This window comes from Pelomonas sp. Root405 (assembly GCF_001425165.1).
In the GTDB taxonomy this organism is placed as follows: Bacteria; Pseudomonadota; Gammaproteobacteria; order Burkholderiales; family Burkholderiaceae_C; genus Pelomonas.
Window position 1 is genome coordinate 339,514 of sequence record NZ_LMDU01000001.1, and the last position, 26,890, is coordinate 366,403.

The 26,890-nt window shown below is 70.0% G+C and carries 23 protein-coding genes; 8 read left to right on the plus strand and 15 right to left on the minus strand.

Translation table 11 applies throughout. The annotated features are described in order from the left end of the window. The first annotated feature begins 35 nt into the window (after window positions 1-35). The gene (locus ASC81_RS01570) at window positions 36-452 is read left to right on the plus strand and encodes a nuclear transport factor 2 family protein (protein WP_056261826.1); all 417 of its coding nucleotides are present in this window, start codon (window positions 36-38) and stop codon (window positions 450-452) included. A gap of 4 nt (window positions 453-456) precedes the next feature. Here ASC81_RS01570 and fusA read toward each other — a convergent pair whose 3' ends face one another. Continuing rightward, window positions 457-2,505 (minus strand): elongation factor G, encoded by a 2,049-nt coding sequence (fusA, locus tag ASC81_RS01575; RefSeq protein ID WP_056261829.1) that lies wholly within the window; start codon window positions 2,503-2,505, stop codon window positions 457-459. A 69-nt stretch (window positions 2,506-2,574) separates the two neighbouring features. Here fusA and ASC81_RS01580 point away from each other — a divergent pair, with 69 nt between their 5' ends. Both ASC81_RS01580 and ASC81_RS01585 read left to right on the plus strand, forming a co-directional pair. Beyond that, entirely contained in the window at window positions 2,575-3,978 is a 1,404-nt protein-coding gene (locus ASC81_RS01580; RefSeq protein WP_056261832.1) for a M28 family metallopeptidase, read from the plus strand. 55 nt (window positions 3,979-4,033) lie between these two features. Further along, the gene (locus tag ASC81_RS01585; RefSeq protein WP_056261835.1) at window positions 4,034-5,224 is read left to right on the plus strand and encodes a PQQ-dependent sugar dehydrogenase; all 1,191 of its coding nucleotides are present in this window, start codon (window positions 4,034-4,036) and stop codon (window positions 5,222-5,224) included. Window positions 5,225-5,229: 5 nt separating this feature from the next. On the opposite strand, the gene ASC81_RS01590 is transcribed toward ASC81_RS01585, so the two are convergent. After that, a complete protein-coding gene (locus ASC81_RS01590) occupies window positions 5,230-6,996 on the minus strand; it encodes a hypothetical protein (protein WP_056261836.1) in 1,767 nt (588 codons plus the stop codon). 593 nt (window positions 6,997-7,589) lie between these two features. After that, window positions 7,590-8,078 carry a hypothetical protein gene (locus tag ASC81_RS26850; RefSeq protein WP_056261839.1) on the minus strand — a complete coding sequence of 163 codons (489 nt, stop codon included), beginning with the start codon at window positions 8,076-8,078 and terminating at the stop codon, window positions 7,590-7,592. A 218-nt stretch (window positions 8,079-8,296) separates the two neighbouring features. On the opposite strand from ASC81_RS26850, the gene ASC81_RS28135 reads away from it, so the two are divergent. Next, window positions 8,297-10,840 (plus strand): EAL domain-containing protein, encoded by a 2,544-nt coding sequence (locus ASC81_RS28135; protein ID WP_056261842.1) that lies wholly within the window; start codon window positions 8,297-8,299, stop codon window positions 10,838-10,840. Between the two features lie 8 nt (window positions 10,841-10,848). On the opposite strand, the gene ASC81_RS01605 is transcribed toward ASC81_RS28135, so the two are convergent. From ASC81_RS01605 to ASC81_RS01620, 4 genes are all read right to left on the minus strand, one after another. Continuing rightward, window positions 10,849-11,217, minus strand: a complete 369-nt coding sequence (locus ASC81_RS01605; protein WP_056261845.1) for a hypothetical protein — start codon at window positions 11,215-11,217, stop codon at window positions 10,849-10,851. A gap of 110 nt (window positions 11,218-11,327) precedes the next feature. Further along, the gene (locus ASC81_RS01610) at window positions 11,328-12,812 is read right to left on the minus strand and encodes a CHASE3 domain-containing protein (RefSeq protein WP_056261847.1); all 1,485 of its coding nucleotides are present in this window, start codon (window positions 12,810-12,812) and stop codon (window positions 11,328-11,330) included. Then, on the minus strand, window positions 12,778-13,188 hold the full coding sequence (locus tag ASC81_RS01615; RefSeq protein WP_056261850.1) for a response regulator transcription factor: 411 nt from the start codon (window positions 13,186-13,188) through the stop codon (window positions 12,778-12,780). The genes ASC81_RS01610 and ASC81_RS01615 overlap by 35 nt, the downstream gene beginning before the upstream one ends. Window positions 13,189-13,298: 110 nt before the next feature. Continuing rightward, on the minus strand, window positions 13,299-13,628 hold the full coding sequence (locus ASC81_RS01620; RefSeq protein WP_056261853.1) for a BON domain-containing protein: 330 nt from the start codon (window positions 13,626-13,628) through the stop codon (window positions 13,299-13,301). Window positions 13,629-13,823: 195 nt separating this feature from the next. Here ASC81_RS01620 and ASC81_RS01625 point away from each other — a divergent pair, with 195 nt between their 5' ends. After that, the gene (locus tag ASC81_RS01625) at window positions 13,824-14,471 is read left to right on the plus strand and encodes a response regulator transcription factor (protein WP_056261856.1); all 648 of its coding nucleotides are present in this window, start codon (window positions 13,824-13,826) and stop codon (window positions 14,469-14,471) included. Here the strand turns inward: ASC81_RS01625 and ASC81_RS01630 are convergent. Then, window positions 14,465-14,656, minus strand: coding sequence for a hypothetical protein (locus ASC81_RS01630; protein WP_056261860.1), 192 nt, complete (start codon window positions 14,654-14,656; stop codon window positions 14,465-14,467). The two genes, ASC81_RS01625 and ASC81_RS01630, sit on opposite strands and share 7 nt — an antisense overlap. A gap of 116 nt (window positions 14,657-14,772) precedes the next feature. On the opposite strand from ASC81_RS01630, the gene ASC81_RS01635 reads away from it, so the two are divergent. Continuing rightward, window positions 14,773-15,546, plus strand: a complete 774-nt coding sequence (locus tag ASC81_RS01635; RefSeq protein WP_156391654.1) for an ABC transporter substrate-binding protein — start codon at window positions 14,773-14,775, stop codon at window positions 15,544-15,546. Here ASC81_RS01635 and ASC81_RS01640 read toward each other — a convergent pair. The 7 genes from ASC81_RS01640 to ASC81_RS01670 form a co-directional block, all read right to left on the minus strand. Then, window positions 15,543-17,135 carry an acyl-CoA dehydrogenase family protein gene (locus tag ASC81_RS01640; protein WP_056261865.1) on the minus strand — a complete coding sequence of 531 codons (1,593 nt, stop codon included), beginning with the start codon at window positions 17,133-17,135 and terminating at the stop codon, window positions 15,543-15,545. The genes ASC81_RS01635 and ASC81_RS01640 overlap by 4 nt on opposite strands. After that, window positions 17,132-18,289, minus strand: a complete 1,158-nt coding sequence (locus ASC81_RS01645) for a GGDEF domain-containing protein (protein WP_056261868.1) — start codon at window positions 18,287-18,289, stop codon at window positions 17,132-17,134. Before ASC81_RS01645 ends, ASC81_RS01640 begins: the two co-directional genes overlap by 4 nt. Further along, window positions 18,286-18,762 (minus strand): CreA family protein, encoded by a 477-nt coding sequence (locus ASC81_RS01650; protein ID WP_056261871.1) that lies wholly within the window; start codon window positions 18,760-18,762, stop codon window positions 18,286-18,288. Before ASC81_RS01650 ends, ASC81_RS01645 begins: the two co-directional genes overlap by 4 nt. 9 nt (window positions 18,763-18,771) lie before the next feature. Next, window positions 18,772-19,887: a beta-propeller fold lactonase family protein gene (locus tag ASC81_RS01655; RefSeq protein WP_056261873.1), complete on the minus strand. Its 1,116-nt coding sequence runs from the start codon at window positions 19,885-19,887 to the stop codon at window positions 18,772-18,774. Window positions 19,888-19,897: 10 nt separating this feature from the next. After that, window positions 19,898-21,028, minus strand: coding sequence for a DUF5009 domain-containing protein (locus tag ASC81_RS01660; RefSeq protein ID WP_056261876.1), 1,131 nt, complete (start codon window positions 21,026-21,028; stop codon window positions 19,898-19,900). A 121-nt stretch (window positions 21,029-21,149) separates the two neighbouring features. Then, window positions 21,150-23,948 (minus strand): TonB-dependent receptor, encoded by a 2,799-nt coding sequence (locus ASC81_RS01665; protein WP_056264143.1) that lies wholly within the window; start codon window positions 23,946-23,948, stop codon window positions 21,150-21,152. Between the two features lie 23 nt (window positions 23,949-23,971). Beyond that, window positions 23,972-24,682: a chitinase gene (locus ASC81_RS01670; protein ID WP_162245844.1), complete on the minus strand. Its 711-nt coding sequence runs from the start codon at window positions 24,680-24,682 to the stop codon at window positions 23,972-23,974. A gap of 111 nt (window positions 24,683-24,793) precedes the next feature. Between ASC81_RS01670 and ASC81_RS01675 the strand changes: the two genes are divergently transcribed. Together ASC81_RS01675 and ASC81_RS01680 are read left to right on the plus strand one after the other, a co-directional pair. After that, window positions 24,794-25,456 carry a response regulator transcription factor gene (locus ASC81_RS01675; protein ID WP_056261878.1) on the plus strand — a complete coding sequence of 221 codons (663 nt, stop codon included), beginning with the start codon at window positions 24,794-24,796 and terminating at the stop codon, window positions 25,454-25,456. 10 nt (window positions 25,457-25,466) lie between these two features. Beyond that, window positions 25,467-26,843 (plus strand): HAMP domain-containing sensor histidine kinase, encoded by a 1,377-nt coding sequence (locus ASC81_RS01680; RefSeq protein WP_056261881.1) that lies wholly within the window; start codon window positions 25,467-25,469, stop codon window positions 26,841-26,843. Window positions 26,844-26,890 lie beyond the last annotated feature (47 nt).

Sequence of the window (26,890 nt, forward strand, 5' to 3'; positions counted from 1 at the left end):
CATATTTTGGTTTTGGGCCGCTAAAGGAGATTGGCATGCAGGCAGCAGAAAGAACCCTCATCGCGCTGGAAAACAAGTTCTGGCAGTCCATGGTGGACGAAGACACGGACACCGCGCTCTCGATGTTGGACGAACCCGCGCTGATGGTGAGTGCTCAGGGCGCCATACAGTTCGACCACGCCCAGTACCGCGAGATGGCCGAGAAGGGCAACATGGTCATCAAGTCGTTCGAGCTGAGCGACATGAACGTCATGTTCCCCAACGACGACACCGCGGTGCTGACCTACCGCGTCAGGCAGGCGATGGCCGAGCGAGGCGAGGATGAATCAGAGGCCGTCGAGCAGCTGATGGCCGATTCCTCGGTTTGGACGCGCAAGGACGGCGAGTGGCGGTGCGTGATGCACACCGAGACGGAAGTCGAGGACGACGACGCTGACGACGAGGAGGACTGAGGGCTCAGTCGCCTTCGTCCCCTGCCTTGTAGGCGCCGACCAGTGCCGCCTGCGTGTTCGGCGGCACGGCCTCGTAGTGCGACAGCAGCAGCGTGTAGCGCCCCTCGCCGGCCGTGATGGCGTTGAGGCGCGACTGGTAGCTGGCGAGCTCGGCCAACGGTGCCAGCCCCTGCACGGCCAGGCTGCCCGGCACAGCGGCGCGCGTGCCGTTGACCTGGCCGCGGCGTGAGGCCAGGTCGCCGGTGATGTCGCCGATGCTGTGCTCGGGCGCCGTGATCTCGACCTGCACGATGGGCTCCAGCACCAGCGGCCTGGCTTCGCGCACGGCCTCCATCAGTGCGCGGCGGCCGGCGGTGACGAAGGCGATTTCCTTGCTGTCCACCGAATGGTGCTTGCCGTCGTAGACGATGACGCGCAGGTCGACGAGCGGATAGCCCGCGATGACGCCGCTGGCCAACGCCGAGCGCACGCCCTTCTCGACGGCGGGCATGAACTGGCCCGGGATGGTGCCGCCCTTGACCGCGTCGACGAACTCGAAACCGGCGCCGCGCGCCAGCGGCTCCACGCGCAGGTAGACCTCGCCGAACTGGCCGGCACCCCCGCTCTGCTTCTTGTGGCGGTAGTGGCCTTCGGCCGGCGCGGAGATCGTCTCGCGGTAGGCAATGCGCGGTGGCTCGGTCAGGATCTCCCCCTTGTAGAGCTCGCGCACCCGGTCCAGCAGCAGCCGCAGGTGCAGTTCGCCCAGGCCGTAGACCAGGGTCTGGTGTGTCTCGCCCGCCTGCTCGATGCGCAAGCAGGGGTCTTCGTCGACAAGGCGGGCCAGCACCTCCCAGAGCTTTTGCTCATCGCCGCGCCGCGCCGGGCTGATGGCCAGGCCATGCACCGGCGTCGGGAAGTCCAGCGGCTTCAGGTAGATGTGTTCGTCCTCCTGGGCGTCGTGCAGCACCGCGTCGAAAGCCAGGTCGTCGACCTTGGCAATGGCGCAGAGGTCGCCCGGCAGCGCCTCGTCGATGTCCACATGCTTGGCGCCCTGCAGCATGAAGAGGTGGCCGACGCGGATGGGCTTGCGCGCATGGCCGACGAAGAGCTGGCCGCCCTTGGCGACGCGGCCCTGGTGCACGCGCATGACGCCCATCTTGCCCAGGTAAGGGTCGGCCACGATCTTGAAGACATGCGCCAGCACATGGCCGGCCGGGTCCGGCTTGGCCGGGTAGGGCGCGGGCTCGGTGCCCTTGCCTTCCAGAAAAGGGGGCGGGTTGCCTTCGGCCGGGTTGGGCATCAGCGCCTCGATGGCGCTCAGCAGTTCGCCGATGCCCGCGCCCGTCTTGGCCGAGCAGAAGCACACCGGGATCAGGTGGCCTTCGCGCAGCGCCTGCTCCAGCGGCGCGTGCAGCTCGCGCGGGTCGATGTCGCCCTCGGTCAGGTAGCGGTCGACGAAGGCGGCGTCCACCTCGACGACCTGCTCGACGAGTGCCCGGTGGGCATCAGCCACCGACGAAAAATCGGCGTCTCCTGACGCCGCGAAAAAGCAGTCGGCGACGCGCTTGGCGCCGTCGGCCGGCAGGTTCAGCGGCAAGCACTCCTTGCCGAAGACCTCGCGGATCTGGGCCAGCAGGCTGGCCAAGTCGGTGTCGGCGCAGTCGATCTTGTTGATGACGATCAGCCGCGCCAGGCCGCGCTCGCCGGCAGCCGTCAGCAGGCGCTGGGCCATCAGCTCGATGCCGTTGAGCGCGTTGATGACGACGATAGCCGTGTCGGCCGCCTCCAGCGCCGGCAGCGCCTGGCCGACAAAGTCGGCCGCGCCGGGCGTGTCGATGGCATGCACACGGATGCCGCCGTGCGTGAAGTGGGCCAGGCTGGATTGCAGGGAATGACCGAGGCGCTTCTCCAGCGCGTCGTGGTCGCTCACCGTGCTGCCGCGCTCGATGCTGCCCGCCTGGGCGATGGCGCCGGCGTGCGCCAGCAGCGCGTCCAGCAGCAGCGTCTTGCCGGCGCTGGCGGGCCCCACCAGCGCCACCGTGCGGATCGTGCTTACTCGTGAATCCAGGTCCATCGAACGCTCCTCGGTGCCGGGCCAGCGTAGAACAACGCCGCGGCGACGGCAAGCGCCAGAATCCGTCCCATGCGCTTTCAACCCGCCGCCCTTGTGCTCACCCTGCTGGCCGCCACGGCCCAGGCCCAATCCCCCGCCGACGACCTCAAGGCCATGCTGGCCGAGGTCAGTCCTGCGCGCATCGAGGCGCGCATCCGCAAGCTGGCGGCTTTCGGCACGCGCCACACGCTGTCGGACATCGCCTCCGAGACGCGCGGCATCGGGGCTGCGCGGCGCTGGATCACGGCCGAGCTGTCGGCCTGCGCCAAGGCGGCGGGCGGGCGGCTGCAGGTGGAAGAGCAAAGCTTCATCGAACCCGCCGGCACGCGCATGCCGCAGCCGACGGAGCTGGTCAACATCGTCGCGACGCTGCCCGGTCGCGGCGCCAGCAAGGCGCGTGTGCTGGTTGTCAGCGGCCACTATGACTCGCGCAACAGCGATGTGATGGACTCGCTTGGCGAGGCGCCCGGCGCCAACGACGACGCCTCGGGCACGGCGGCGGTCATGGAGCTGGCCTGCGTGATGGCCAAGCGACAGTTCGACGCCACCCTCGTCTTCATGGCCGTGCCGGGCGAGGAGCAGGGCCTGCTCGGCGCCGCGCAATGGGCACGCGAGGCGCGCGCCTCCGGCGTCAACGTCGAGGCCATGATCACCAACGACATCATCGGCAGCGCCACCGGCGACGCCGGCCAGCGCGACCCCAAGCGCATGCGCCTGTTCGCCGACGGCCTCGATCCGCTCGTGCGCCTGCTGACCGCTGCCAGCGCCAACCGCCCGCCCAGCGAGGCCGATGCCCGGTCCGCCGCCGCGATGCAGGCCGAGCTGCTGCCGCTGTTGCAGGCCGGCGGCAGCGAGGACCTGCCCACCCACCAGCTCGGCCGCCATCTGAAGGCTGCCGCCGAGGGCGCCATGCCCGGTTTCACCGTGCAGCTCATCCAGCGCCGCGACCGCTATCTGCGCGGTGGCGATCACCTGCCCTTCCTGGAACGCGGCTATGCCGCCGTGCGCTTTTCCGAGCCCTTTGAGAACTTCGCTCACCAGCACCAGAACCCGCGCACCGAGAACGGCGTCGTCTACGGCGACCTGCCGGAGTTCGTCGACTTCGCCTATGTGGCCGACGTGACGCGCGCCAATCTCGCCGGCCTGGCGACGTTGGCCTGGGCACCCGCGCCGCTCAGGGGCGTGCGGCTGGACGCGCGCGAGCTGACCAACGACTCCACGCTGGAATGGCAGGCCAGCGACGACCCCGAGGTGGCCGGCTACCGCGTGGTCTGGCGCGACACCGACGCGGCCACCTGGCAGCAGTTCAAGGACGTCGGCCGCACCACCCGCGTGACGCTGCCGGTGTCCAAGGACAACGTGGTCTTCGGTGTACAGGCGGTGTCGAAGAAGGGCTTCGCCGGTCTGGCGAGTTATACGCTGCCCAGGCGCTGACGCGGCAATACTTGCTTACGACGTGTGGCGCGGCTTTGAACCATCATCCAGCGCCATGCCCATGCTGCCCTACGCCCGGCTCGCTGCACTCGCCCTGCTGGCCGGGCTCACAGCCTGTGGTGGTGGCGGCGGGGGTGCCGATGCGCCGCCCGTGCCGACACCGGCGCCGCCCGCGTCTACCCCCGTTCCTCCCGCGCCCAGCGCGCCGCGCGCCACGGTGCAGGCGGCCACGCTGTCCAACCCCTGGGGCCTGGTCCAGCTGCCCGACGGCAGCTGGCTGGTCACGCAGCGCAGCGGCAGCCTGGTGCGCGTGGCGGCCAACCTGGGCAGCAGCCAGCCGGTCAGCGGCGCGCCCGCCGTCAGCAGCGTCGGCCAGGGCGGCCTGCTCGACGTCGCGCTGGACCCCGACTTCGCCACCACGCCCTGGGTCTACCTCAACTATGCCGAGCCGGGCACCGGCGCCGACGCGGGCCGGGCCGGCACGGCGGTCGCGCGCGCCCAGCTGGTGGGCAACGCGCTGCAGGGGCTGATGGTGATCTTCCGCCAGGCGCCCAAGGTGAGCGGCAGCGGGCATTACGGATCGCGCCTCGTCTTTGCGCGTGACAAGACGCTGTTCATCACGCTGGGTGAACGTCAGCTCGCGAGCCCGTCGCAAGACCTGCAGCAGACGCTTGGCAAGGTCGCGCGCATCAACCGTGACGGCAGCGTGCCGGCCGACAACCCCGTCTTCGCCGGCGGTGCGCGCGCCGGCATCTGGAGCCTGGGCCACCGCAACCCTCAGGGTGCAGCCCTGCATCCGGCCACGGGCGAACTCTGGGTCTGCGAGCACGGCCCTCAAGGCGGCGACGAGATCAACATCGCCCGCGCCGGCGCCAACTACGGTTGGCCCACCGTCACCTATGGCTGCAATTACGGTGAGCCGGTGGGCGACGGCTGCCGCCTCGGCAACGGCACACACGCGCCGCGCTTTGTCGAGCCGCTCACCTTCTGGGTGCCCACCTCCATCGCGCCGGCCGGCATGGCCTTCTACAGCGGCGCGATGTTCCCGGAGTGGCAGGGCAACCTTTTCGTCGCGGCGCTGGCCGGCCAGGCGCTATGGCGGCTGACGCTGTCGGGCGACACGGTGGCCAGCCGCGAGCGCCTGTTTGCGGAGCTGGGCGAACGCATCCGCGACGTCAAGCCGGCAGCCGACGGGTCACTGCTGATGATCACGGACAGCGGCAAGCTGATCCGCGTTTCACGCTAACCGCGCTAGCAGGGCAGGCTGGCGACCTGCCCCGCGCAGGACTGACTGTCCAGCTGCAGCACCAGGCCATCGGGCATGCGCCCGGTGATGCGCAGCAGCTTGTAGTCGGAGGTGGCCAGCGCTGTGGTGCCCAGGGTGGGGGTGAACGCTGCAGTGGTTGCGCCGGCGGTCAGCTCCAGTTCGGCCAGCTTGCCGTTGCAGGCGGTGTCGGTGCAGAGCTGGGCACGGTTTACCGCCAGGTCGCGACGCGGGAAGGTCCAGCTCGGGCCATAGCTGACCTTGGCGTTGGCGGTGCCCTTCAAACTGGCCAGTGCGGTGGCCGATGCGGTCGCCAGCGCCGGCCAGGGCTGGCCGCTGTGGCTGGATGCCGCGATCGGCAGCAGGCCGGGCAGCTCCACGCTGATGGCCGGCCCGTCCGCGCCGGTGAGCGGCGTGGCGCAGGCGGCGTCGCCATAGAGCTCGATCTTCAGCGCGCGCCCGGCGCGCGCGAAGTTCCGCACCGTCGTGTCTCCCGCCGCGCCGGTGGGCACCTGCAGGGCGATGACATTGGCGCCGCGCGTCGCGCCCGTGGCGGGGTCGAGGCTGGGGGTTGCGTCGTTGCTGCTGACGCTCCACAGGCTGAGCATGCCGCCGCCGCCACGCTTGAACAGGGCCAGCGCGACGTCGGCGCCGCCGCTGTCCTTCTGGCTGACACGGGCACATTGCAGGGTGTCGCCGCCACTGACGCCGACGGCCGGAATGCTGATGTCCAGGTAGCGCGCATAACTGTCTGGCGCCGCGGCATCCACACGCCTGACCAGCACCAGGCGGGCGCTGGCGCTGGCCTGCACCTCCAAGCGGTTGCCCAGGAAGGCCCAGCCCGTGGGCCGCTTGACGGCGACCTGCTCCTGGCCCAGGCGACGCTGGTACCCCTTGCTGTTCTGGAAGACGAAGTTGACGCGGCAGACCGGATCGCCGGCGTCGAAGTCGCAGCGTCCCAGCGTCGTCGGCAGCAGCTTGCCGCCGAACAGCACTTCGCCGTCGCCGAGCACGCCGCCCAGGCGCAGGCAGATGACCTGGGCGGCCTGGCCGCCACTGAAGGTCGTGCTCGGGTCGAGGCTGGCCCGCACGTTGGCGTCGAACACCGCGGTCAGGCCGGGCTGGCAGCTGGCATTGCTGGCCATGGCCGTGTTCATGCTGGCAAACAAGGCATCCAGGCCGATCAGGTCCACGGGCCCGGCGGCGGCATCGATGCTGAAGCTGCCCTGGGTGGTGCCGGGCTCCAGGTAGGCGGTGCCCGCCCCCAGTCGCGAACTCAGTGTGACGAAGGCCTTGGTGTCGAAGCCCAGGGCTACGGCAACGGCGTCCAGCACGCGGTCGTGACCGGTATGCAAGCCGGGCGTCAGTGCGCCGGCCAGCAGGTCGAAATCACTGGCCAGGCCGGCGTCGGCCAGGGCCGGCGCTAGGGCGGTGCGCAGCTGGGCGTGGGCGCTTGCCACGGCCTCGTTGGTCAGGCCCTGCGCCGCGCCGGTCATCAGCGTCTCGGGTGACTGACCGCTGGCAAGCACCGTGATGGCACTGGTCAGCGGTGTCAGGTTCAGCGTGCCGCCGTCGTTCGTCGCGCCCCAGACGCACAACGGCTTGTCGCCCACGCTGCCGCAGGCTTCCACGCGGAAGGGCCCCTGGCCGACCAGCGGCACGGGGCCGTAGGCACCCGTCGTGGCTGACACCGGGCGGCCGGTCGCGATCACCTTGCCGGTCGGATCCAGCACGCGCACCGTGGCGCCGCTCAAGCCCAGGCCGGCCGCGACGACGCCGGAGACCGGCGGTGGAGGAGGAGGCGGGGGCGGCGGGGGCGGCGGGGGCGTCGGCGTCGGCGCTGGCGCTGGCGCTGGCGCTGGCGCTGGCGCTGGCGCTGGTGACGGGCTGGGAGCGGGACTCGGCGCAGGGCTGGGGCTTGGTGCGGGGCTGGGGCTTGGCGCCGGAGAAGGGCTCGGGCTCGGGCTCGGAGCCGGGCTCGGCGATGGAGATGGACTGGGGGATGGGCTGGGCGAAGGACTGGGTGTCGGCACCGGGACCGGCATGGGCAGCGGGCTGGGCGTGGCCACCGGGGGCGGCGGTGGCGGCACGTCGGGCGCGCCGCTGTCGCCGCCGCCGCCGCAGGCAGCGAGCGCCAGCGCCATGGGCCAGGCATAGGCCGACAGCCGGCGCGGCGCCGGCGGCAGGGTCAATGGGGGCAGGGCGGGGGAGTGGTCAGCGTCGGGCATCCGGCCAGCCGCGGGCGCGGCACATCGGTCAGGGTCTGCTCGACTTTAGGCCGCCCTGCCCGCCGGTAATGGCCGGAACTGAGCCGCACCACCGGCCAGTTGAGGCCTTCTACGGTCAATCAGTGATGACCGTGCCCATTGCCGTGCCCGTGCCCGTGCCCGTGCCCGTGCCCGTGCCGGTGCCCGCGGCGGTGATGATCGTGCCGGTCGTCGCGGTGATGGCGGTCGTGGCCATGCCCGCGCCGATCCCGCTCGCGGTGGACGATGACGTTCTGGCGGTACCAGCCGTCATCGACGAAGTAGACCGGCGCGCCGCAGGCACCGTAGCGACCGCAGTGCCGGCGCCAGTCGCGGCGGTGATCGTTCGGCACCCACAGGTAGACCGGGTCGACGCGATAGCTGGGCCGGCTGATGATGACCGGTTGGGGTGCGACCAGCATCGGCGCCGGATAGCGGCCGACGTCCACGCGGCCATGCAGGCCGGGTTGGCTGAAACCGATGGAGACGCTGACATCAGCAGCGCGCGCCGCCGGCAACGCGGCCAGCGTGAGAAGGCCGACGAGGGCAGGGGCCAGCCAGCGGGTAAGGAGATGGAATCGGTTGATCATGCTTGCTCCTGATGCGGGCCGCGCGGAAACGCTGTGGCCTGGCTCTGTGAACGCCCCGCCCGCCGCAGTGGTTGTCCGTCGAACCGGCTGTGCCGTGTAAACCTGCGTGGCTCGCTGTCAACGCGGTGTTGTCCTACGTTCTGACATGCGCCGTGCCGACGTTTTGACTACGCCGCCGGGCGTGATGCTTCTCAGTTGTCAAGTCGGAGTGAGCATCGATGAGCGAAACGCTGCTGACGGGTGCGCCCGCAGGCGCCGCAGCGGCGTCCGCCGCGCAATTGGCGCTGGCGCAGAACGCACGTTTCCTGGCGCGCTGCAGCCGGTTGGCCGGCGTGGGCGCCTGGGAATGGCAACCTGACACCGCCAAGCTGACGCTGTCCGACTCGGCTTGTGAACTGCTGGGCCTGCCACACGGACAGGTGCCGACGCTGGCGGCGCTGCTGCAGCGCTTTGGCCCCGATGGCGCGGCCATGCTGGACGCCGCGCTGCAGCGTGCGGCGGCTGAGGGCCAGGGCTGGGATGTCGAACTGTTCTGCGACGGCGCTGGCGCTGGCGGGAGACGGGCTTTGCGTGTCGTAGGCCGGCTCGACGACGACCGCGAGACGGAGACCGGAGGACGACGCATCGGCGTGGTCATGCTGGACGTGACCGAGCCGGCCGAGGTCCGCGCCGAGCTGGAGCGCGCCCTGGAGCGCCTGGCCTTGGCCACGCACAGCGGTGGCATCGGTGTGTGGGACCTCGACTTGCGGGTCGGCCATGTGGCGTGGGACGACGCGATGTGGAAGCTGCATGGCGAACCGCGGCGCGGCACGCGCGTCAGCCTGGCGCGCTGGCGCAGGTGCCTGCACCCGCAGGACCGCCGCGCCGCTGCGCAGGCGGTGCGCGATGCGCTGCGCGGCGGCCCGCAGCTGGAAGGCGAGTGGCGGGTTCGCTGGCCCGATGGCAGCGTGCACGTGTTGCGCAGCTCAGGCCGGGTGCTGCGTGATGGCGCGGGCCGGGCGCTGCGGCTGTCGGGCGTGTGCTGGGACGTCAGCGATGCACGCCGGCTGCAGCAGCAACTGGAGGAGCAGCGTGAGCTGCTTGAAGTGACGCTGCAGTCCATCGCCGACGCGGTGCTGACGACTGATGCGCTCGGCCGCGTCACCTGGCTCAACCCCGTGGCGCAGCGCTTGACGGGCTGGGCGGCCAGCGAGGCGCGTGGGCAGCCGTCCAGCCTGGTCTTTCAGCCGCAGCGCGAAGAGAACAATGAGCCGCTGGACGACCCGGTGCAGCGCTGCCTGGACACGGGCCGGCCGACGCGGTTGCCCACGGGCGCCGTGCTGCTCAGCCGCAGCGGCGAGCTGCATGCCGTGGAAGATTCGGTCGCGCCCATCCGCGACGCGGAGGGCCAGGTGCTGGGCGCGGTGCTGGTATTCCGCGACGTGACGCAGCAGCGTCGCCAGTTCGACGAGATCCGCTGGCGCGCCAGCCATGACGGGCTGACCGGCCTGGTCAACCGCGCGGAATTCGGCCAGCGCCTGGCGCGCACGCTGGAACGGGCCAAGCGTGATGGCAGCCAGCACGCGCTGCTGGCCCTGGACCTGGACCGCTTCAAGCTCGTCAACGATCACTGCGGCCACGCCGCTGGCGACGAGGTGCTGCGCGAAGTGGCCCGGCGCCTGGAAGCCGGTGTGCGCGGCCGCGACACGGTCGCCCGCCTGGGCGGCGACGAGTTCGCGGCCATCCTTGAAAACTGCTCGCAGGACGAAGCCGTCCACGTGGCGCAGAAGCTTTGCGATGCGATGGACCAGTACCGCTATGTGCACGGCGAGCAGCGCTTTCGCATCGGCGCCAGCATCGGCGTGGCGCCGCTGGACGGGCGCTGGCCCGATGCCGACGTGGCGATGCGCGAAGCCGATGCCTGCTGCATGCTGGCCAAGGAGCAGGGCCGCAACCGCGTCCAGCTGTGGGCACTGGACGACGTCACGCTGCGCGCTCACCAGAACGAGCACCGCTGGGCAACCCGGCTGCAACAGGCGCTGGACGAGGACCGCTTCGAACTCGACCTGCAGCGTGTGCTGCCGGCCCAGGGCGAGGATGACGGCCGCCTGCGCGGCGAGCTGCTGCTGCGCCTGCGCGAGCGCGATGGCAGCCGGGTGATGCCCGGCGCCTTCATGCCCGCGGCCGAGCGCTTCCATCTGGCGCCGCGGCTGGACCGCTGGGTGCTCTGCCAGGCCGTCGAGCTGCTGCAGCGCGACGGCGGGCCCGACATCGCCTCGCTGTCGATCAATGTGTCGGCGCTGACCTTGCAGGACGCGGCGTACCACGAGGAGGCGCGCACCTTGTTGACCGCGCTGGGGCCGCAACGCGCCAAGGCACTCTGCATGGAGATCACCGAGACGGCGGTCATCACCCAGCTCGGCGAAGCTGCGCGCTTCATCAAGCAGATGCAGGCGCTGGGCGCGCGGGTCGCACTGGACGACTTCGGCGCCGGCTCGGCGTCATACGGTCACCTGAAGGCGCTGCCGGTGGATGTGCTCAAGATCGACGGCCAGTTCGTGCGCGGCGTGACCACCGACCCGCTGGACCAGGTCGCCGTGCGGAGCTTTGTGGACGTCGCCCGCACCCTGGGCCTGACCACCGTCGCCGAGTCCGTCGAGACGCCCGAGGCGCTGCTGGAGCTGGTGTGCCTGGGGGTGGGCGAGGTGCAGGGCTTCTTGCTGCACCGGCCGCAGCCGCTGGCCGAAGTTCTGGCCGGTGCCGAAGCGGCGGCGCCGGCGTGAAGCCGCTTCTAGCGGCCTTGGCGCTGCGGTGCCTGGTCGACGACCCGCACCGGTTGATTGCGGTGGTCGGCGTCGACTGCCAGCGCGACCGCAGCGGGTGCAACATCACGGCCATCGGCCACGGCAAGCAATGACACCTGCAGGCCGCGTGACAGATGGCCGTGCAAGGCCTGCAGACTGTCACCGGCCTTGTGCATGGCAGCGGTCATCTGCACGTCCAGCGGTCGCGCGTCCTGGACGGCCTTGAGGCCCGCGGTGGCTGCCAGCGCTGCAAATGCCACGACCAGAGCCGCAGCATGAAAGCGGCGGCTGTACAGAGACGGTGACATCGCGTCGGCATCGCGCGACGCGGCGTGCATGGAATCGGGAAGCTGCATGGCCCCTCCTGGGTGATGTGCGGGCCACGCATCGCGCAGTTCCCTGACGCCAGTTTGGATGCGGGGCTCGTGCCGGCCTGTCGGCCCCGGCAAGCTCGCGCTGTAGGACTTCAGGCAGGCGGTTGAGGCAGCGGCGTCGCCGCGCCCAGTTCACCGGGCGCGGTGACCGGCGGCGTGTCCTGAGGCTCTGGCTCGACCAGCAGGGGCAGGCGCGCCAGCACCAGCGTGCCGCGGCCCGGTGCCGACAGCAACTGTAGCGTGCCGCCGAGGCTTTCGATGCGGTAGCGCATGCCGAGCAGGCCATGGTGCCCGGCACCGACGGCCTCGGGATTGAAGCCCTGTCCGTCGTCGCGGATGTGCATCTGCAGCCAGCCGTCGGCCTCGCCGAGGTTGACGCGCACATGCTTGGCCTTGGCATGGCGCATCACATTCGTCAGCGCCTCCTGCACCAGGCGGTACAGCGCCAGACGGCCGGCCTCCTCGGTGGGCACGTCGGCCAGCTCCAGGCTGAGCTGCAGGCCCGAGCGCTGGGCGAACTCCTGGGTCAGGATCTCCAGCGCCGGGATCAGCCCGAGGTTGGACAGTGCCGAGGGCCGCAGGTCTTCGATGATGCGGCGCTTGAGCGCAATGCCCTGGTCGAGCAGCTCGCTCATGTGCTTGAGGCGTTCGTCGATCTCGGGCGCCGCCGTCTTGGTCATGCGGCGGATGCGGGCGACATCGAGCTTGGCGGCCGTCAGCAGCGCGCCGAGTTCGTCGTGCAGCTCGCGCGCCAGGTGGGCGCGCTCGTCCTCTCGCACCGTTTGCAAATGGCGGGCCAGCTCGGTCAGCTCGGCGGTGCGGCGCGCCACCTCGCGGTCGAGCCGGTCGCGCTCCTGCGCGAGCTCCTGGGCATGTTCGCGGCGCGCGGCATGCAGGGCCTCGTTGCGGCGCAGGAAAACGGCCAGGCCGAACAGGCTGAGGAGCGTCAGCCCATGCACGCCGATGCGGCCGTAGTTGAGGGAGCGGAAGACCGCATCGCGTTCGCTGGCGATCTGCGTCAGCTCATGCTCGTCGAGCTGGGCGACCGCCTCGCGCACGGCCTGCATCTTTTCGCGGCCGATGTCGGACTCGACCAGCCCGCGCCATGCCGAGTCGGTGCCGTCACGGTAGAGCTGGACGACCAGTTGCAGCTCCGAGAGCTTCTCGCCGGCACGCCGGCTGGCGTCGGCGACCAGCGCCTCCCATTCGGAGCTTGCGTACTGGCCACGCAGCCGCGAGAGCACGGCGGGCAGCTCGCGCTCGGCAAGTTTCAGTGGCACCAGATAGTCGTCGCGCCCGGTCAGCAGGTAGCCGCGCTGGCCGGTCTCGGCGTCGGTCAGCAGCTCGCGCAGGCGCAGGCCGTCGTTGCGCGCCTGGTGGCGGGCCTGGGCCTGGCTCAACGCTGCGTCGGCACCCCAGAAAGCGGCTTCACTGACGCCCATGACGGCCGCGGCAGCCAGCGCCGCAAAACCCACAGCCAACCCCCGATTGCGGCTGGCGCCCTCCAACCAGGGATCGAGATGACGCAGCACGGGAAGCCGCTCAGGTGGCTGCGGCGGCAGGACGCGCTGATGCATGTTCGGCCAGTTCGGCGCAATAGCTGATCAGGTCATCCAGTTCGCGGCTCTTGTCGAAGACGCGCTCGGCACCGAGGCTCGCGCAGCGGCGGCGCATCTCCTCGGTGGCGTAGTTGGTGAGAACGACGCGACGCGCCCGCAAGCCGAGTTGCTGGGCAGCTTGCAGCACGCCCAGCCCAGTGCCGGACCGCAGGAAGACATCGACGATGAAAAGGTCGGCGTTGGCGTCGGGGTCGCGGCTCATCCAGCGCACCGCGCCGGCCTCGTCCGCGACAGACCCGACAACCTCCACCTGGGCCAGCTCCTCCAGCGTCGCGATGAGGTTCTCAAGGATCACCGGACTGTCTTCGACGATGAAGGCTTTGAGTGCTGGCATGGCCCGACGGCGCGGTGGGGAGGATGAGGCTGAAGTATGAACCGCTTCAGCGTCGGCCCGGCATTGCCGGGAACGCGTCGCGCTGTAGGACTTCTCCTAGGGAAAGGCCCTTAGGAGCCTTGTCGCACGACGATGTCGTTGCGCACCGCGACGACGCCGGAGGTCTCGCGAGCCAGCTTTTCGGCCATCGCGCGTTCCTCTTGCGACTTGGCAAAGCCCGACAACTGGACCGTGCCCTTCAGGGTCTCGACGCTGATGGCCATGGCGCTGACCGTCGTGTCGGCCGCGAACTTGGACTTGACCCGCGTGGTCAGCGCCGCATCGTCGATGTAGGCACCGACCGTCTCCTGATTGCGCGAAACGGCGCAGCCGCTGGTGGTGACCAGCGTGGCAGCAAGGGCGGTGGCGAAGGCGACGGTCAGGATGGATTTGTTGAGCATTTGATTCTCCTGTTGTGAGGGCGCGACTCCTGAGGAGCCGCTGGAGGCGACTATCAGGCTCGCCCGCACTTTTCGGCATAGTCCCGGAGCGCTGTGCCCTGTCGGACGGCACTGGCGCCCGTGTAGGACTGAAACCCTCGCGGCGGCTGCACCAGCCTGCTACGCTGCCGGCAAACTCTGACAAGCTGCTCAGCCATGATTCGCATCGGCATCGTCGACGACCACGCCATTGTTCGCACCGGCCTGCGCCAATACCTGTCGGACCACGTCGACTTGCGTGTCACCGGCGAAGGCTCCAGCGGGCATGACGCGCTGGAGATGGCGCGCGCCGGTGACGTCGATGTGCTGCTGCTCGACATCTCCATGCCCGACCAGAGCGGCGTCGACGCGCTGGCCGCCATCAAGGCGCGCTTCCCCGAGCTGCCCGTGCTCATCCTCAGCGGTTTCCCTGAGGCGCATTACGCGACGACGCTGCTGCGCCAGGGCGCCAGTGGCTACTTGAACAAGGAATGCGACCCCGAGGAGATCGCCAACGCGATCCGCCAGGTGTCGCGCGGCCGCCGCTACATCAGCGCGGCCGTGGCCGAGCAGCTGGCCGACAACGTGGCCGGCGGCCCCGGCGGCGCGGCTTCGGACAAACCGCTGCACGAGGCGCTGTCCGAGCGCGAGTTCCAGGTCTTCCTGCGCCTGGCCCAGGGCGAGACCGTGGGGCATATCGCCGAGGCGCTGTTTCTCAGCGTCAAGACGGTCAGCACCTATCGCACGCGCGTGCTTGAGAAGCTCAAGCTGCAGACCAACAGCGATCTGACTTATTACGCGCTGAAGAACGGGCTGATTCAGTAAGGCGGTTGCACACCGTCGGCCGGCCCGTCGACCCCCAGCGTCCAGGGCAGGGCGGACTCGTAACCCAATGCCGCCTCGGTGCTGGCAGCGGTCGTCGACAACCAGCGTGCCAGCGGGGCCCATGGCGGGCGCTGCGGGCTGGTTTCGAGGGCGTGGCTCAGCGGCAGTTGGGCGTCAATGGGCATGTGCGGCTCCGGACTAAATTTCGCTGCCAGCATCGTCGTCAGTCGGTCGTCCACGTATCGGCGGGCGGCGCGGCGGTTTGTCGGACCTGGCTGACAAACCGGCTCAGAATGCCGGCGTGACCGTCTTCTTGCTTTCGCTTCGCATCGGCCTTTTCTGGTTGGCTCTGATTGCGCTGCCAGCGTGGGCCTGTGAAATGCGGGTGCGCTGGAACCCCGACCCGCCCTACAGCATGCGTGACGGCAGCGACCGCGTCGTCGGCCTGCAGGCCGAGCTTGTCGAGGAGGCGCTGGAGCGCATCGGCTGCCGCGCCGTCTGGGTGCAGCTGCCGTGGGCACGCGCCCTGGTCGAACTGCAGGCCGGCCGGCTTGACGTGCTGCCCGGCGCGCTGCGCCGACCAGAGCGCGAGGCCTATGCGCACTGGGCCGAACAGCATGTCGTGGTGCCCAACCGTCTGTACGTGCGGGCCAGCCAGCGTGCCGGCTTTGGCAACGCGACCCGCCTGCGCGACGTGCTCAAGCCGGGGCTCAAGCTCGGCGTGCAGATTGGCGTCGTCTACGGTCCGGAGTACGCCGCCCTGCTGGCCGAGCCCGACTTCCGCGCGCGGCTGACCCAGGCGGCGGCGCGCGGCAGCCTTTGGCAGATGCTGGAACTGGGCCGCGTCGACGGCGTGCTGGCCAGTGAAGCCAGCGCGCGGTGGGAGCTGGCCCGGCTGGGCCTGGTCGCGCAGATCGTGCCGACCGACGTGCTGCTGTCCGACGAGGCGGCCCAGATCATGTTCAGCAAGCGGTCGGTCGACGCCGCGCTGGTGCAGCGTTATCGACAAGCGGGCGCTGCGATGGAGAAGGACGGCACGCTGGCGCGCGTGGTGCGCAAGTACTTGGTTGACTAGTCAGCCAATGCGGCGTCCAGCACCCGTGCCGCCTGCGGCAAAGCCAGTGTGCCGACCAGGCGCCCGTCGCTGCCAAAGCGGGTGGCGACAAAGGCATCCGCCGTGGTGGTGGACGATTGCTCGCGCATCAGCACACCTTGCGCGCACAGCACCAGGCCCTGCGCGATGCGGCGGGCCTGGGCCTCCAGCGCGGAGGGATCGCCCTTCAGCAGGTGGCGCAGGGTTGCGGCCTCGGCACGCACCGGCGCATCGGCGCTGGCCTCAAAGTCATCCAGCAAGGCCATGGCCACATCGGGCTCGCGGGCCACGGCGCGCAGCACGTCCAAGGCCATCACATTGCCCGAACCTTCCCAGATGGAGTTGACCGGCGCCTCGCGGTAGAGCCGCGCCAGCACACCGTCTTCCACATAGCCATTGCCGCCCAGCAGCTCCATGGCCTCGCCGGTGCACTCGATGGCGCGCTTGCAAACCCAGAGCTTGGTGGCCGGCGTCAGCAGCCGTTGCCAAGCCGGCTCGCCGTGCTCGAAGCCGTGCGCCAGCCGCAGCATCAGGCGCATGGCGGCCTCGCTTTCCAGTGCGAGGTCGGCCAGCACGGTCTGCATCAGCGGCTGCTCGGCCAGGCGCTTGCCGAATGCGAAACGCTCGCGGGCATTGTGCAAGGCCTGCACGAAGCCGGCGCGCAAGAGTGCTGCGCTGCCGATCACGCAGTTCAGCCGTGTGTAGCCGGCCATCTCGATCAGCGTCGGGATGCCGCGGCCCTCGTCACCCAGGCGCCGGGCCCATGCGCCATGGAACTCGACTTCGCTGCTGGCATTACTGCGGTTGCCCAGCTTGTCCTTGAGCCGCATCACCCGCACCGCGTTGCGTGCGCCGTCGGGCGTGTAGCGCGGCAGCCAAAAGCAGGTCGGGCCAGCGGCGGTCCTGGCCAGCACGAGGTGGGCGTCGCTGGTGGGCGCTGAGAAGAACCATTTGTGGCCGGTGATCGCGTAACTGCCATCCGCCTGTTCGACGGCCTCGGTCGTCACGCGGCGCAGGTCGGAGCCGCCCTGCTTCTCGGTCATGCCCATGCCGACCCAGATCGACGGCTTCTCGGTCAGCGGACGGTCCAACGGGTCGTGCTCGCGGCTGAAGAACTTGTCGCGCAGCGGCGCGAACAGCTCGGGCTGCTTTTGCAACACCGGGATGGCCGCCTGCGTCATCGTCGCGGGGCAGAGCGATCCAGCCTCGACCTGCCCGTGCAGGTAGCAGCCGGCCGCGAATTGCGCCCAGCGGCCGGGCGTGTCGGTCGCGAACACATCGGCCACCAGCCCTTGACGCCGGTACATCGCCAGCAGCGCTTGCCAGGCGGGGTGGAAGTCGACCGCGTCGATGCGGCGGCCGCGGGCGTCCAGCTGGCGCAGGACCGGACCGTGGCGGTTGGCGTCGCGGGCGAGCTGGGCGGTCTCGGCGCTGCCCAGCTCGGCGCCGTAGCGGGACAGCGGCTCGATGGCCTGCGGTGCGGCTTCGCGCAGGGCGGCCAGCAGCGCCGGGTCGGTGGTCAGCAGGTTCTGGCCGACCCATTCATCAACCAGGTTGTCTGCCGCAGTCAATCGGCCACCCCGGGTTCGGCCATCAGCTGGCCGCGGCCGGCGCGCTGGGCCTCATAAAGCGCTGTCTCGGCGCGGCGCTGCAGATCCGCCAGGCCACGGTCACCGGGCCGCAGCTTGGCCCAGCCGGCACTGAACGACAGGTTCATGCCCAGCTCGCCCGGCGTGCGCGCGGCCAGCGCCGTGCGCAGGCGCGCATCCAGCGCCTGCGGCCCTTCGGGCAGGCAGCGCGCCATCAGCACGCCGAACTGCTCGTTGCCGATGCGACCGGCCAGGTCGCCCAGCCGCATCTGGGCCTGCACGCAGCTGCCGAACAGGGCCAGCGCGCGCTCGGCCATGTCCTCGCCCTGCTCGCCCTGCAGCGTCGCGAAATCGTCCAGGTCGAGCACGACCAGGGCCAGCGGCTCGTCGTAGCGCCGGGCCATTGAGATGAGGTCGACGGAGCGCTTGGTGAAGGCGCTGCGGTCGCACAGGCCGGTCAGGCCGTCGGTCTGCGTGAGGCTCGCCAGCTCGGCCTCGATCTGGCCGCGCCAGGCCAGCAGCAGCATCGGCAGGGCCAGCAGCAGTGCGAGCTGGCCAGTCAGTGCCAGCAGCAGATCGGGCCCGGGGCCGTGGGCATCCAGCAGTGTGGTGGTAGCGCGGTAGAGCATCGCTGCCAGCAGCGGCAGCACGGCCGCCAGGCCCAGCAGCCGCCAGCGCCGGCTGTTCAGGCCCTGCAGCACGGCGCTGCGGCCGGGCAGCAACAGCGCGATACCCAGCCAGCCGAGCTGCGAGCCCAGCACGACGTCGGCCAGCGTCTGCGCGGCCATGCGGTCACTTCCCAGCAGCGCGTGGCCGGCGCCCAGGGCCAGCGGCGCCGCCGTCATGGCCCAGCGCCCGGGCCGCGGCGTCAGCCACAGGCCGAGCGCCCACCACAGCGCCGACAGGCCCAGGCTGACCCCCACGACGCCGACGCTCAGCAGGCCCTGCGGCGCGCTGAAGCGGTTGCCCAGCGCCGGGCTCAGCAGGGCCAGGCCGACCGCCACGGCGAGCATGCCGACCTGGGCCCAGCGCCCACCGGCATTGGCGCCGCGCCAGCCGACGAGGGTGATCAGCACCAGCGCCGCCGCCAGTGCCTGCATCGGCATCAGCGCGAAGAGGGCCTCGACAAAGCTCATCTCTTCACCGGGATCGCGGTCTCGCGGCCCACCGGCACGGCGGTGATGCTGTTCTGCGGCGAGCCGTCGATGAGGCGGTCCGAGTAGGTCAGGTAGACCAGCGTGTTGCGCGGCACGTCCACCATGCGCACGATGCGCAGCCGCTTGAAGACCAGCGAGATGCGCTCGCTGAACACTTCTTCCTGGGCGGGCAAGGGCTGCTTGATGACGATGGGGCCGACCTGGCGACAGGCGATGGAGGCCTCGGCCTTGTCCTCGGCCAGCCCGATGGCGCCCTTGATGCCGCCGGTCTTGGCGCGCGACACATAGCAGGCCACGCCGCCCACCTTGGGGTCGTCATAGGCGTCGACGACGATCTTGTGATCGGGGCCGATCAGCTTGAAAGCGGTGTCGACGGAGCCGATGGGCTCGGCCTGGGCGAGTGCCGTGGCGGCGAGCAGGGGGAGAAGGGCAAGGTGGGTCGCTGGCTTCATCGGCCCAGTCTAAAGCGCGCAGGCGCCCGCCGGGCTGGGCACCGGCGTCTGGCGCGGCATGAAGCGCGGCGCCTCGGGCCGGCTGACGTCGAAATGGCTGAGCTGGTCGCTGCGCTGGTTGCAGACATACATATGCGAGCCCGCGAGGCAGGCGCTGCGCGGGTAGCTGCCGTGTACCCAGTGGTGGTCCAGCAGCGTCGGGCTGCGTGCTTCGGCCAGCGAGATGACGGCGAGGCTGTCGTGCAGCCGGTTGAAGGCGTACAGGTGTTGGCCGCCGGGCGCGACGATCAGGTCGGACGCGTAGTTGGTGCCGGCGAAGCCGCCAGGCAGCACCGAAATTTCATCGAGCAGGCGCGGCCCGTCCGCCGTCAGCTCGACGGTCGACAGCGTGGACGACTCTTCCTGCAGCACGTAGACGATGCGCGGGTCAGCGGGGTGGAAGGCGAAGTGGCGCGGGCCGGACCCGGGGCTGAGGACGAGCTCCCGCGCCGCAACGGTGGGCGCGCCCGGCGCGAGCGGCCAGACGAGCACGCGGTCGCGGCCGAGGTCGGTGCCGACCAGCCATCGGGCATCGGGGCTGACTTGGATCATGTGGGCGTGCGGCGCCTCGTGGCCGCTGTTGGCTTGGCTGCCGGGCGGCGCCTTCGCCGCGCGTTGCGGGCCGGACCGGCAATCGGGCCCGGCGCAGCTGGGCCAGCTTTTGGCAGCCCCCAGGCGGCCATCGGCCTGCAGCGGCAGTGCGGCGAAGCGGGCATCGCCGTAATGCGCGACCCAGGCGTGGCCTGCGCTCAAGGACAGGTGGCAGGGCGAGCTGCCGCCGCTGGGTTCGCGATGTAGCAGGCTCAGGCCGCCCGTCGTGTCCTGCGTGTAGACGGCGATGTGGTGGGCGCCTTCCTCGGCGGCGTAGATGCGCTGACCGGCGCTCGCCAGCCAGCTCGGGTTGCCCGCATTGGGCGTGACGCCGAGCGGCCTCAATGCGCCGTCGGCGCCGATGGCGAAGCTGTACAGCCCCAAGCCCTGCGGCGCATAGGTGCCGACGTGCAGGAAGCGGTGCGATGGCGGGGCGGCGGCAAGTGCGGGCATGAGGTGCAAGGCAGGCAGGGTGAGCAGGTGGCGGCGGCGCATCGGCGCTTCTCTAGAGTTTGAGCCGCACGCCCGCGCGCAGCAGCAGGCGCAGCAGCACGAGGACGGCGGCGAGGAAGACGACGCCACGCGCGATGCCGGCCCAGCCCGCGCCCAGCGCAGCGGGCCACTGCGCCTGCAGCAGCGCCAGCACGGCGCCGATGACGGAGGGCAGCAGATAGGCCAGCAACGGGTGGCGGGCGGCGTCGCCGAGCACGCGCATCGCGGCACGGCCGGGGGCGGCATCGGCCAGCGGGCGCAGTGCCAGGTAGACCAGCAGCGTGGCGCCCGCGCAGGCCAGGCCCCAGCTCGGCGTCGCGTTGATCTTGGAGAGCGGGAAGTGGTTGCGCAGGCTCAAGCCCACCGCCAGCAGCAGGAAGCCCAGCAGCAGCGCGGCGCGCGTGGCGCGGTCGGGCGCAAGCATGTGGTCGGGGTCGTGCAACAGCACGGCGGCGGCCAGGCCGGCCAGCACCAGCGCCGTGTGCGTGGCGTGCCCGCCGCCGCCGACGTACGGCGCGCCCCAGGCGAACCAGGCCACGCACGCCGCCATGCCCGCCAGCGCCAGCGGCACCCGCCCGCCGGGTGAGGCGAAGATGAACAGCAGCGCCGCCAGCCCGTAGGCCCAGCCGATGAGGCCGAGGATGCCCCACCAGTGCACGCCCATGCCGCCGGGGTAGACGGCAGCCAGCGCGATCAGCAAGACGCCGCCCGCGCCGCGCCAGGGCCAGGCCAGCGGTGGCCCGCCGCGCACGCTGCCCCACACCAGGAAGATGCCGAGGAAGGCGCCCAGCAGCCAGGCCGGGGCGTTGAAGCCGGCCCGCGCCATTTCCGCGTTGACCATGAAGAGCCCGGTGACGATGAGCGCTGCGGTGCGCTCACCCACCGCAAGCAGCGCGCCCCGCCGGCCGGCCTGCGCCAGCCGGGCCTGCAGCGCGAACGGCAGCGACATGCCGACGATGAACAGGAAGGCCGGGAACACCATGTCCACGAAGGTCATCGCGTCGGCGTCCGCCGGCACGTGCTTCATCCATGCCGGCAGACCCGCCACGCCGGCCCATTCGTTGACGAGGATCATCACGGCGACAGTGAGGCCGCGCAGCAGGTCGATGCCCGGCTGGCGTGGCGCGTTGTGGGTTGCATTCATGGCCGCAGATTGCACAACAAAAAAGGGCGACCCCCGTGAGGGTCGCCCAACGTGCGGCAGAAGCAGCTGCCACAACGAGGAACGTTGTCGACCCCGTATTGCGGGCCGAGAGCCGGAGGGGTCAATAGTTGTACCGCAGCACGGCTTGGTAACGCTTGCCGGTGCGGTAGATGCCGCGGGTCAGCAACTCGGTCTTGGCGACGCCGGCCACGTCCGCGTAGTTGCGGTACTCGCTGTCCAGCAGATTCATCGCGTCCACGCCCAGGCTGAGCTGATCGGTCAGCTTCACGCTGGCGCTGGCTGCCAGATCCTTGCTGCCGTCGGTGATCAGGAAGTTGCCGCGATCGGCCTGCGTGTAGTACTTGGAGCGGTAGGTGTACGTCACGCGGGCGCTGAAGCGGTCGCTTTCATAGAACGGGCTGACGCTGTACTGGTGCTTGGAGTTGAACGGCAGGTGCGAGCCGGCTTGGGCTGCCTTGGCGTCCGAGAAGGTGTAGTTGGTCAGCGCGCCGAAGCCCCAGCCGATGTTGGCCTGCAAGGCCAGGCTCGCGCCCTTGATGGTGGCGCTGCCGGCGTTGTTCGGGCGCGAGACGGCGTAGGTGGCGTTCCTGCGTTCGAACTGGTTGTAGTGAACTTCCGGCGTCGTCGTCACGAGCACGTAGTCGGTGACCTTCTTGTTGAAGATGGTGCCGGCCAGGATGGCGTTCCTGGCGAAGTACCACTCGGCCGAGAAGTCCAGGTTGGTGGATTTGTAAGGCTTGAGGTTGGGGTTGCCGCCGCCGCCGGAGAGCGTCTGGTCGCCGATCCACAGGTAGCTGGACATGTCGCCGTAGTTCGGGCGTGACATGACCTTGGCCGCCGACGCGCGCAGCACCAGGTCGTTGCGCAGTTCGTAGACCACGTTCAGGTTGGGCAGGATGTTGAGGTAGTTCTTCACCACATTGGTCTGCACATACTTGTCCGCCGGGCAGGCCTGCCCTGTGGACACGGTGCAGGCCCAGCCGCCGCTGTTGGAGGTGGTGTCCACGATGCGCACGCCGAAGTTGCCGCGCAGCGCGTCAAGGGCGTAGTCGGCCTGCACGTAGGCGGCGTCGACGACTTCCTTGACCGACCAGGTGTTGGCGACGAAGGAGGGATCGTTGAACGTGGCGGGCTGCGGCATGGTCTGCCACGGGGCGAGCCATTTGCCACTGGTGATGAAGCCGGCCAGCGCTTCACCGTCGATGGTGTAGCGGTTGTTCAGGTCGCCGACGTTGCCGAAGCCGCTGAGATAGTTGCCCGGCAGTTGCTTCGGAGAGAACTGGCTGGCCTTGGCATCGCCATAGCCCCTCACCGCAGCCAGCGACACGCCGCCCATCGTCTGCGTGGTGTTGTGCTCGCGGTGCTTGGCGCCGAAGCGCAGCTGGTAGATGGGCCCGTCGAACTTCAGGCCGCCGTCCACCTGCATGAACTCTTCCTTGTCCACCGTCGGCTTGAAGACGATGTTGCCGCCCCAGCCGGTGTTCCAGGTGGGCAGGGCCGGGTCCGCGCCCCAGCCGCCGTCGATCTGGAAGGCGGTCGGGTCCTTCAGCGGGTTCGCGCCGGTGATGTTCAGCTTGGGCGTGCCGCTGCTGATGTCGTAGCTGTAGTCGGTCCAGTTCAGGAACTCGCCGAAGACCTGCAGCTTGGTGCCGCCGGTGGCCTTGGAGGCGCCGACGTGGAAGGAGGCGAACCAGCGGTCGTCCTTGTAGTTGCCCTTGAGGTCGTAGGACTTGGTGTCCACCGTGGCCTTGCGGTCGATCAGGTCGTACACCATCAGCGCGTTCTTGAACGTGCCCTTGGTGATGACGCCGCCATCCACGGCCAGGTCGGTCATCTTCATAAGGCCGTTGTAGGCGTTGCCCGGGAAGGCGAACATCGAGTGGCTGCGGTTGTCGTAGCCGGCCTTCACATTCAGGGCGTTGAACTCGAAGTCGAGCTTGTCGTTGGCGCGGGCCTGCAGCGACAGCGACAGCGTGTCGCGCTTGCGCATCTGCTCGAAGTAGTGCGCGCTGATGGAGTTGGGGCCGACGGCGTTCGGGTTGGCCAGCAGCGTGGTGGCGCAGCTGCCCACGCAGGTGGCCGGCTTCGTCGGTTGGCTGCCGTCCGGGTTGGGGGGGACGGACCAGTCGGTCGGCAGGTTGTTGATGGAGCCACCACCGCCGCTGCCGTTGATGTAGTTGCTGCCCTTCACGGTGCCGTACGCCTCAAGGCCGTCGCGGCGGATGCCCTCTTCCGAGCGCTGGGCCGAGAAGATGACCCCGAAGGTCTTGGCCTCGTTGCGCCAGCCCACCAGGCCGGCCAAGGTGGGCTCGCCCTTGCCGATGCGATCGTTGTAGAGAAAGCCGACCGAAGCCGCCAGCGTGAACGCCTTTTGATCCAGCGGCTTGCGGGTGGAGATGTTCACCGTGCCGCCGATGGAGCCTTCGTCGAGCCAGGCTTCGGGCGACTTGTAGACCTCGACCTTGTTGATCAGCTGCGGTGCCAGCAGCGAGTAGTTGAAGGTGCGGCCGGGCTGGTCGGCGATGAACCAGTCGGCCGAGGCGATCGTCTGGCCATTGATCAGCGTGCGGTTGAGGGCGGGGTCGGTGCCCAGGATGGACACCTTCTCGCCCTGACCGAAGGCCTTGTCGATGGTGACGCCGGGGATCGTGGTCAGTGCCTCGGCGACGTTGGTGGCGGGCAGCTTGCCCACGTCTTCTGCGGTGATGACGTCGACGATGGCGTCGGCATTGCGCTTGGTCTGCAGGGACTTCTCCATGCTGGCGCGGATGCCGGTGACGACGACGGCCTCCAGGGTTTCCTTCTTCGGGGCCTCCTGTGCCAGCGCCGGCAGCGCCAGGCTCAACAGCACGGCGGCCGCGATGGCGGTCTGGGGGTGGATGGACTTCTTCTCTCGCATGGTCGTTTTCTCCGGGTGGGTTTTCAGCACCCCAGCGGGTGCATGAGCGGGACGCCGAACAGCTCACTGGCGTGTTTGTAGAAGTCGCTGCGGCGGGCGTTCTTGCGCAGCGCGTCGGGATCGGTGGGCTTGTCGCATTCCAGCGGGCCGTTGATGGCGCGCGTGGTGGCGCCAAAACCGGCGCCGCTGCGCAGCGCGGCATGCGCGGTCTGGGTCGATTCGCCGGGCTGCGTCATCCAGTACCACAGCGCCGTGCGCCAGGCGACGGTGGAGTCGCGCGCGACGCGGTCGGGGTCGCTCCACAGGTCGATGCCGAGGAAATCACCCGCGGCCTTGTACTGGTAGTTCCAGCTCAGCTGGATGGGGCCGCGGCCGTAGTACTGCTGGCCGGGCGCGCAGGACAGGCGGGCGTCGTTGCGGCAGTACTTGTCCCAGTTGGCGCGCTTGTATTCACGCTGGGCGCGCAGCTGGTCGGACTCGTGCGCGATCTGGCCCAGGAAGGCCGCCATCTCCTGGCGGCGCTGCGTCTCGTTGCCCCAGCTGGTAAAGCCGGGCGTCTGGCGCACCGCCTCGACAAAACCCTCGTAGCTGTAGAAGGCGATGCGCTCCGGGAACAGCTGGTCGAACTGAGCGCGGCTGGGCACGAAGGCCAGGTCAGCGGCCGCGGCGGACGGCGCCGACAGCGCCAACAGCAGTGACAAGGACAGGCAGAGTCGGGCGAGAACGGAAGTCATGCGCAGGAGCAGGTGCATCAAGAATGGAGCGACTGTCTGCCGGGCCGCCTACACGCTGCTTCAACGACTTGTTAAGGCCGCCTTAACGCGGATGTCACTAAAGTCGGCCTCATGCGAATCTGCCTGCTTGAGGACGATCTGGAACTGGGGCGCTCGCTGCAGGCCCTGCTGCAGAACGCCGACCATGAAGTGATGTGGCTGCGCCGCATCGCCGATGCCAAGCTGTGGGTGGGCGAGGGCGGTTTCGACGCCGTCGTCATGGACCTGGGCCTGCCCGATGGCGACGGCATGGAACTGCTGCGCCAGCTGCGCCGCCAGCAGCGCAAGCTGCCGCTGATCGTCATCACCGCGCGCGACGCCATCGAGGACCGGCTGGACGGCCTGGACGGCGGCGCCGACGACTACCTCGTCAAGCCCTTTGCCGGCTCCGAGCTGCTGGCGCGGCTGCGCGCCGTGGTGCGGCGCAGCCAGGGCGACGCCGCCGAGGCCGGCGCCGCCGAATGGCAGCTGCGCGACCTGGTGCTGGACGAGCCGCGCATGGAAGTGCGCCGCGGGCTGGAGCGCGTGCCGCTGTCGCGCACCGAATTCAGCATCCTGCTGACGCTGATCAAGCTGCCCGACCGCGTCGTCACCCGCCGCCAGCTGGAGAACCGTGCGCCCTGCCAGATGGACGGCCGCAGCCTCGACGTGCACATCTCCAACCTGCGCCGCAAGATCGGCGAGGGCTATATCCGCACGGTGCGCGGCGTGGGCTACCTGGTCGAACGCGAGTGAGCGTGGTCCGGTGAGCCCTACACCGCAGCGCTCGCTGTTCAAGCGCAGCCTGGGCGCCATGTTCGCCGTGCTCTTCATGATCTGGCTGTTCCTGGTCGCACGCGAGCTCATCGACATCCGCGTGCTGCAGGTCAGGAACGGCCAGGCCGAGAACATGCTGTGGGCCGAGCTGGCGCTGGAGCGCTCGCGCGACACGCATGCCGATGCGGCGCAGCTGCAGGAGGCGTTGCTGCACCTCGAGGGCATGCGCGCCCGCGAGTGGCGCCTCAAGGGCCACCGCACGCCGTTCCGCCTGCTGCAGGTGCTCAGGCGCGACGAGCTGCTGGCCGAGCTGACCCCTGACCTGACCGGCCGCGACCGCGTGCTGCCGCAGGAATCGGTGCCGGGCCAGGACGACCGCTGGCTCTACACCGAGGTGCGCGACGACGCGCGCGAACTGGTCGTGCGCCGCTGGCAGGAGCGGCCCGGCGACTGGCACTTCAGCCTCGCCGGCCTCAGCTACTACGCCCGCCCGCTGCTGTACGGCCTGCCGCTGCTGGCGCTGCCGCTGTGGCTGCTGTTCCGCCTCGGCTTTGCGCCGCTGCAGCGCATCGGCGCGCAGATCTCCCAGCGCTCGGCGCAAGACCTGACACCGCTGCCCGCCACGCGCTACGTGGAGCTGGCGCCGCTCGTCAACGCCGTCAACTCGCTGATGGCGCGGCTGCAGCAGCGCCTGGACCGCGAGCACGAGTTCCTGGCCGACGCGGCGCATGAGCTTAAGACGCCGCTGGCCGTCATCCAGCTCAACTCCGAGGAGCTGGACCAGGCCGACCCGCGCGCCCGCGACGAGGCCCGCGAGCGTCTGCGGCTGGGCGTGCAGCGCGCCACGCACACGGTGCACCAGCTGCTGGCGCTGGCTCGCTCGGGCGCCGACGCGCTGGACCTCAGCAAGGGCCGCCATGACCTCGTCGACCTCGTGCGCGAACGTGTCGCGCTGGCCGTGGGCCTGGCCATGCAGCGGCGCATCGAGCTGGAACTGGTGGCGCCCGAGGAGCTGCCCATGTGGCTGAACCGCGAGTCGCTGTGCAGCCTGGTCGACAACCTCGTCGACAACGCCATCAAGTACTCGCCGCTGGGTGGCCATGTGACGGTGGCGCTGGTGGAAGCTGGCGACACGGTCGAGCTGACCGTCAGCGACGCCGGCCCGGGCATCCCGCCCGAGTTGCGCGAGCGCGTCTTCGAGCGCTTCGTGCGCCTGGCCGGCGACCAGCAATGCCATGGCAGCGGACTGGGCCTGACCATCGTCGAGCGGGCGGCGGCTCAGCATGGGGCAACCGTCGAGCTACTGGACGGGTCCAGTGGCCGCGGGCTGACGGTGAAGGTCTGCTTTCCGCGGGCGGAGGCTTGAGGGGCGCTGCTACTGCCCGAGTCGACGAATATCGGCCTAAAGTGCCG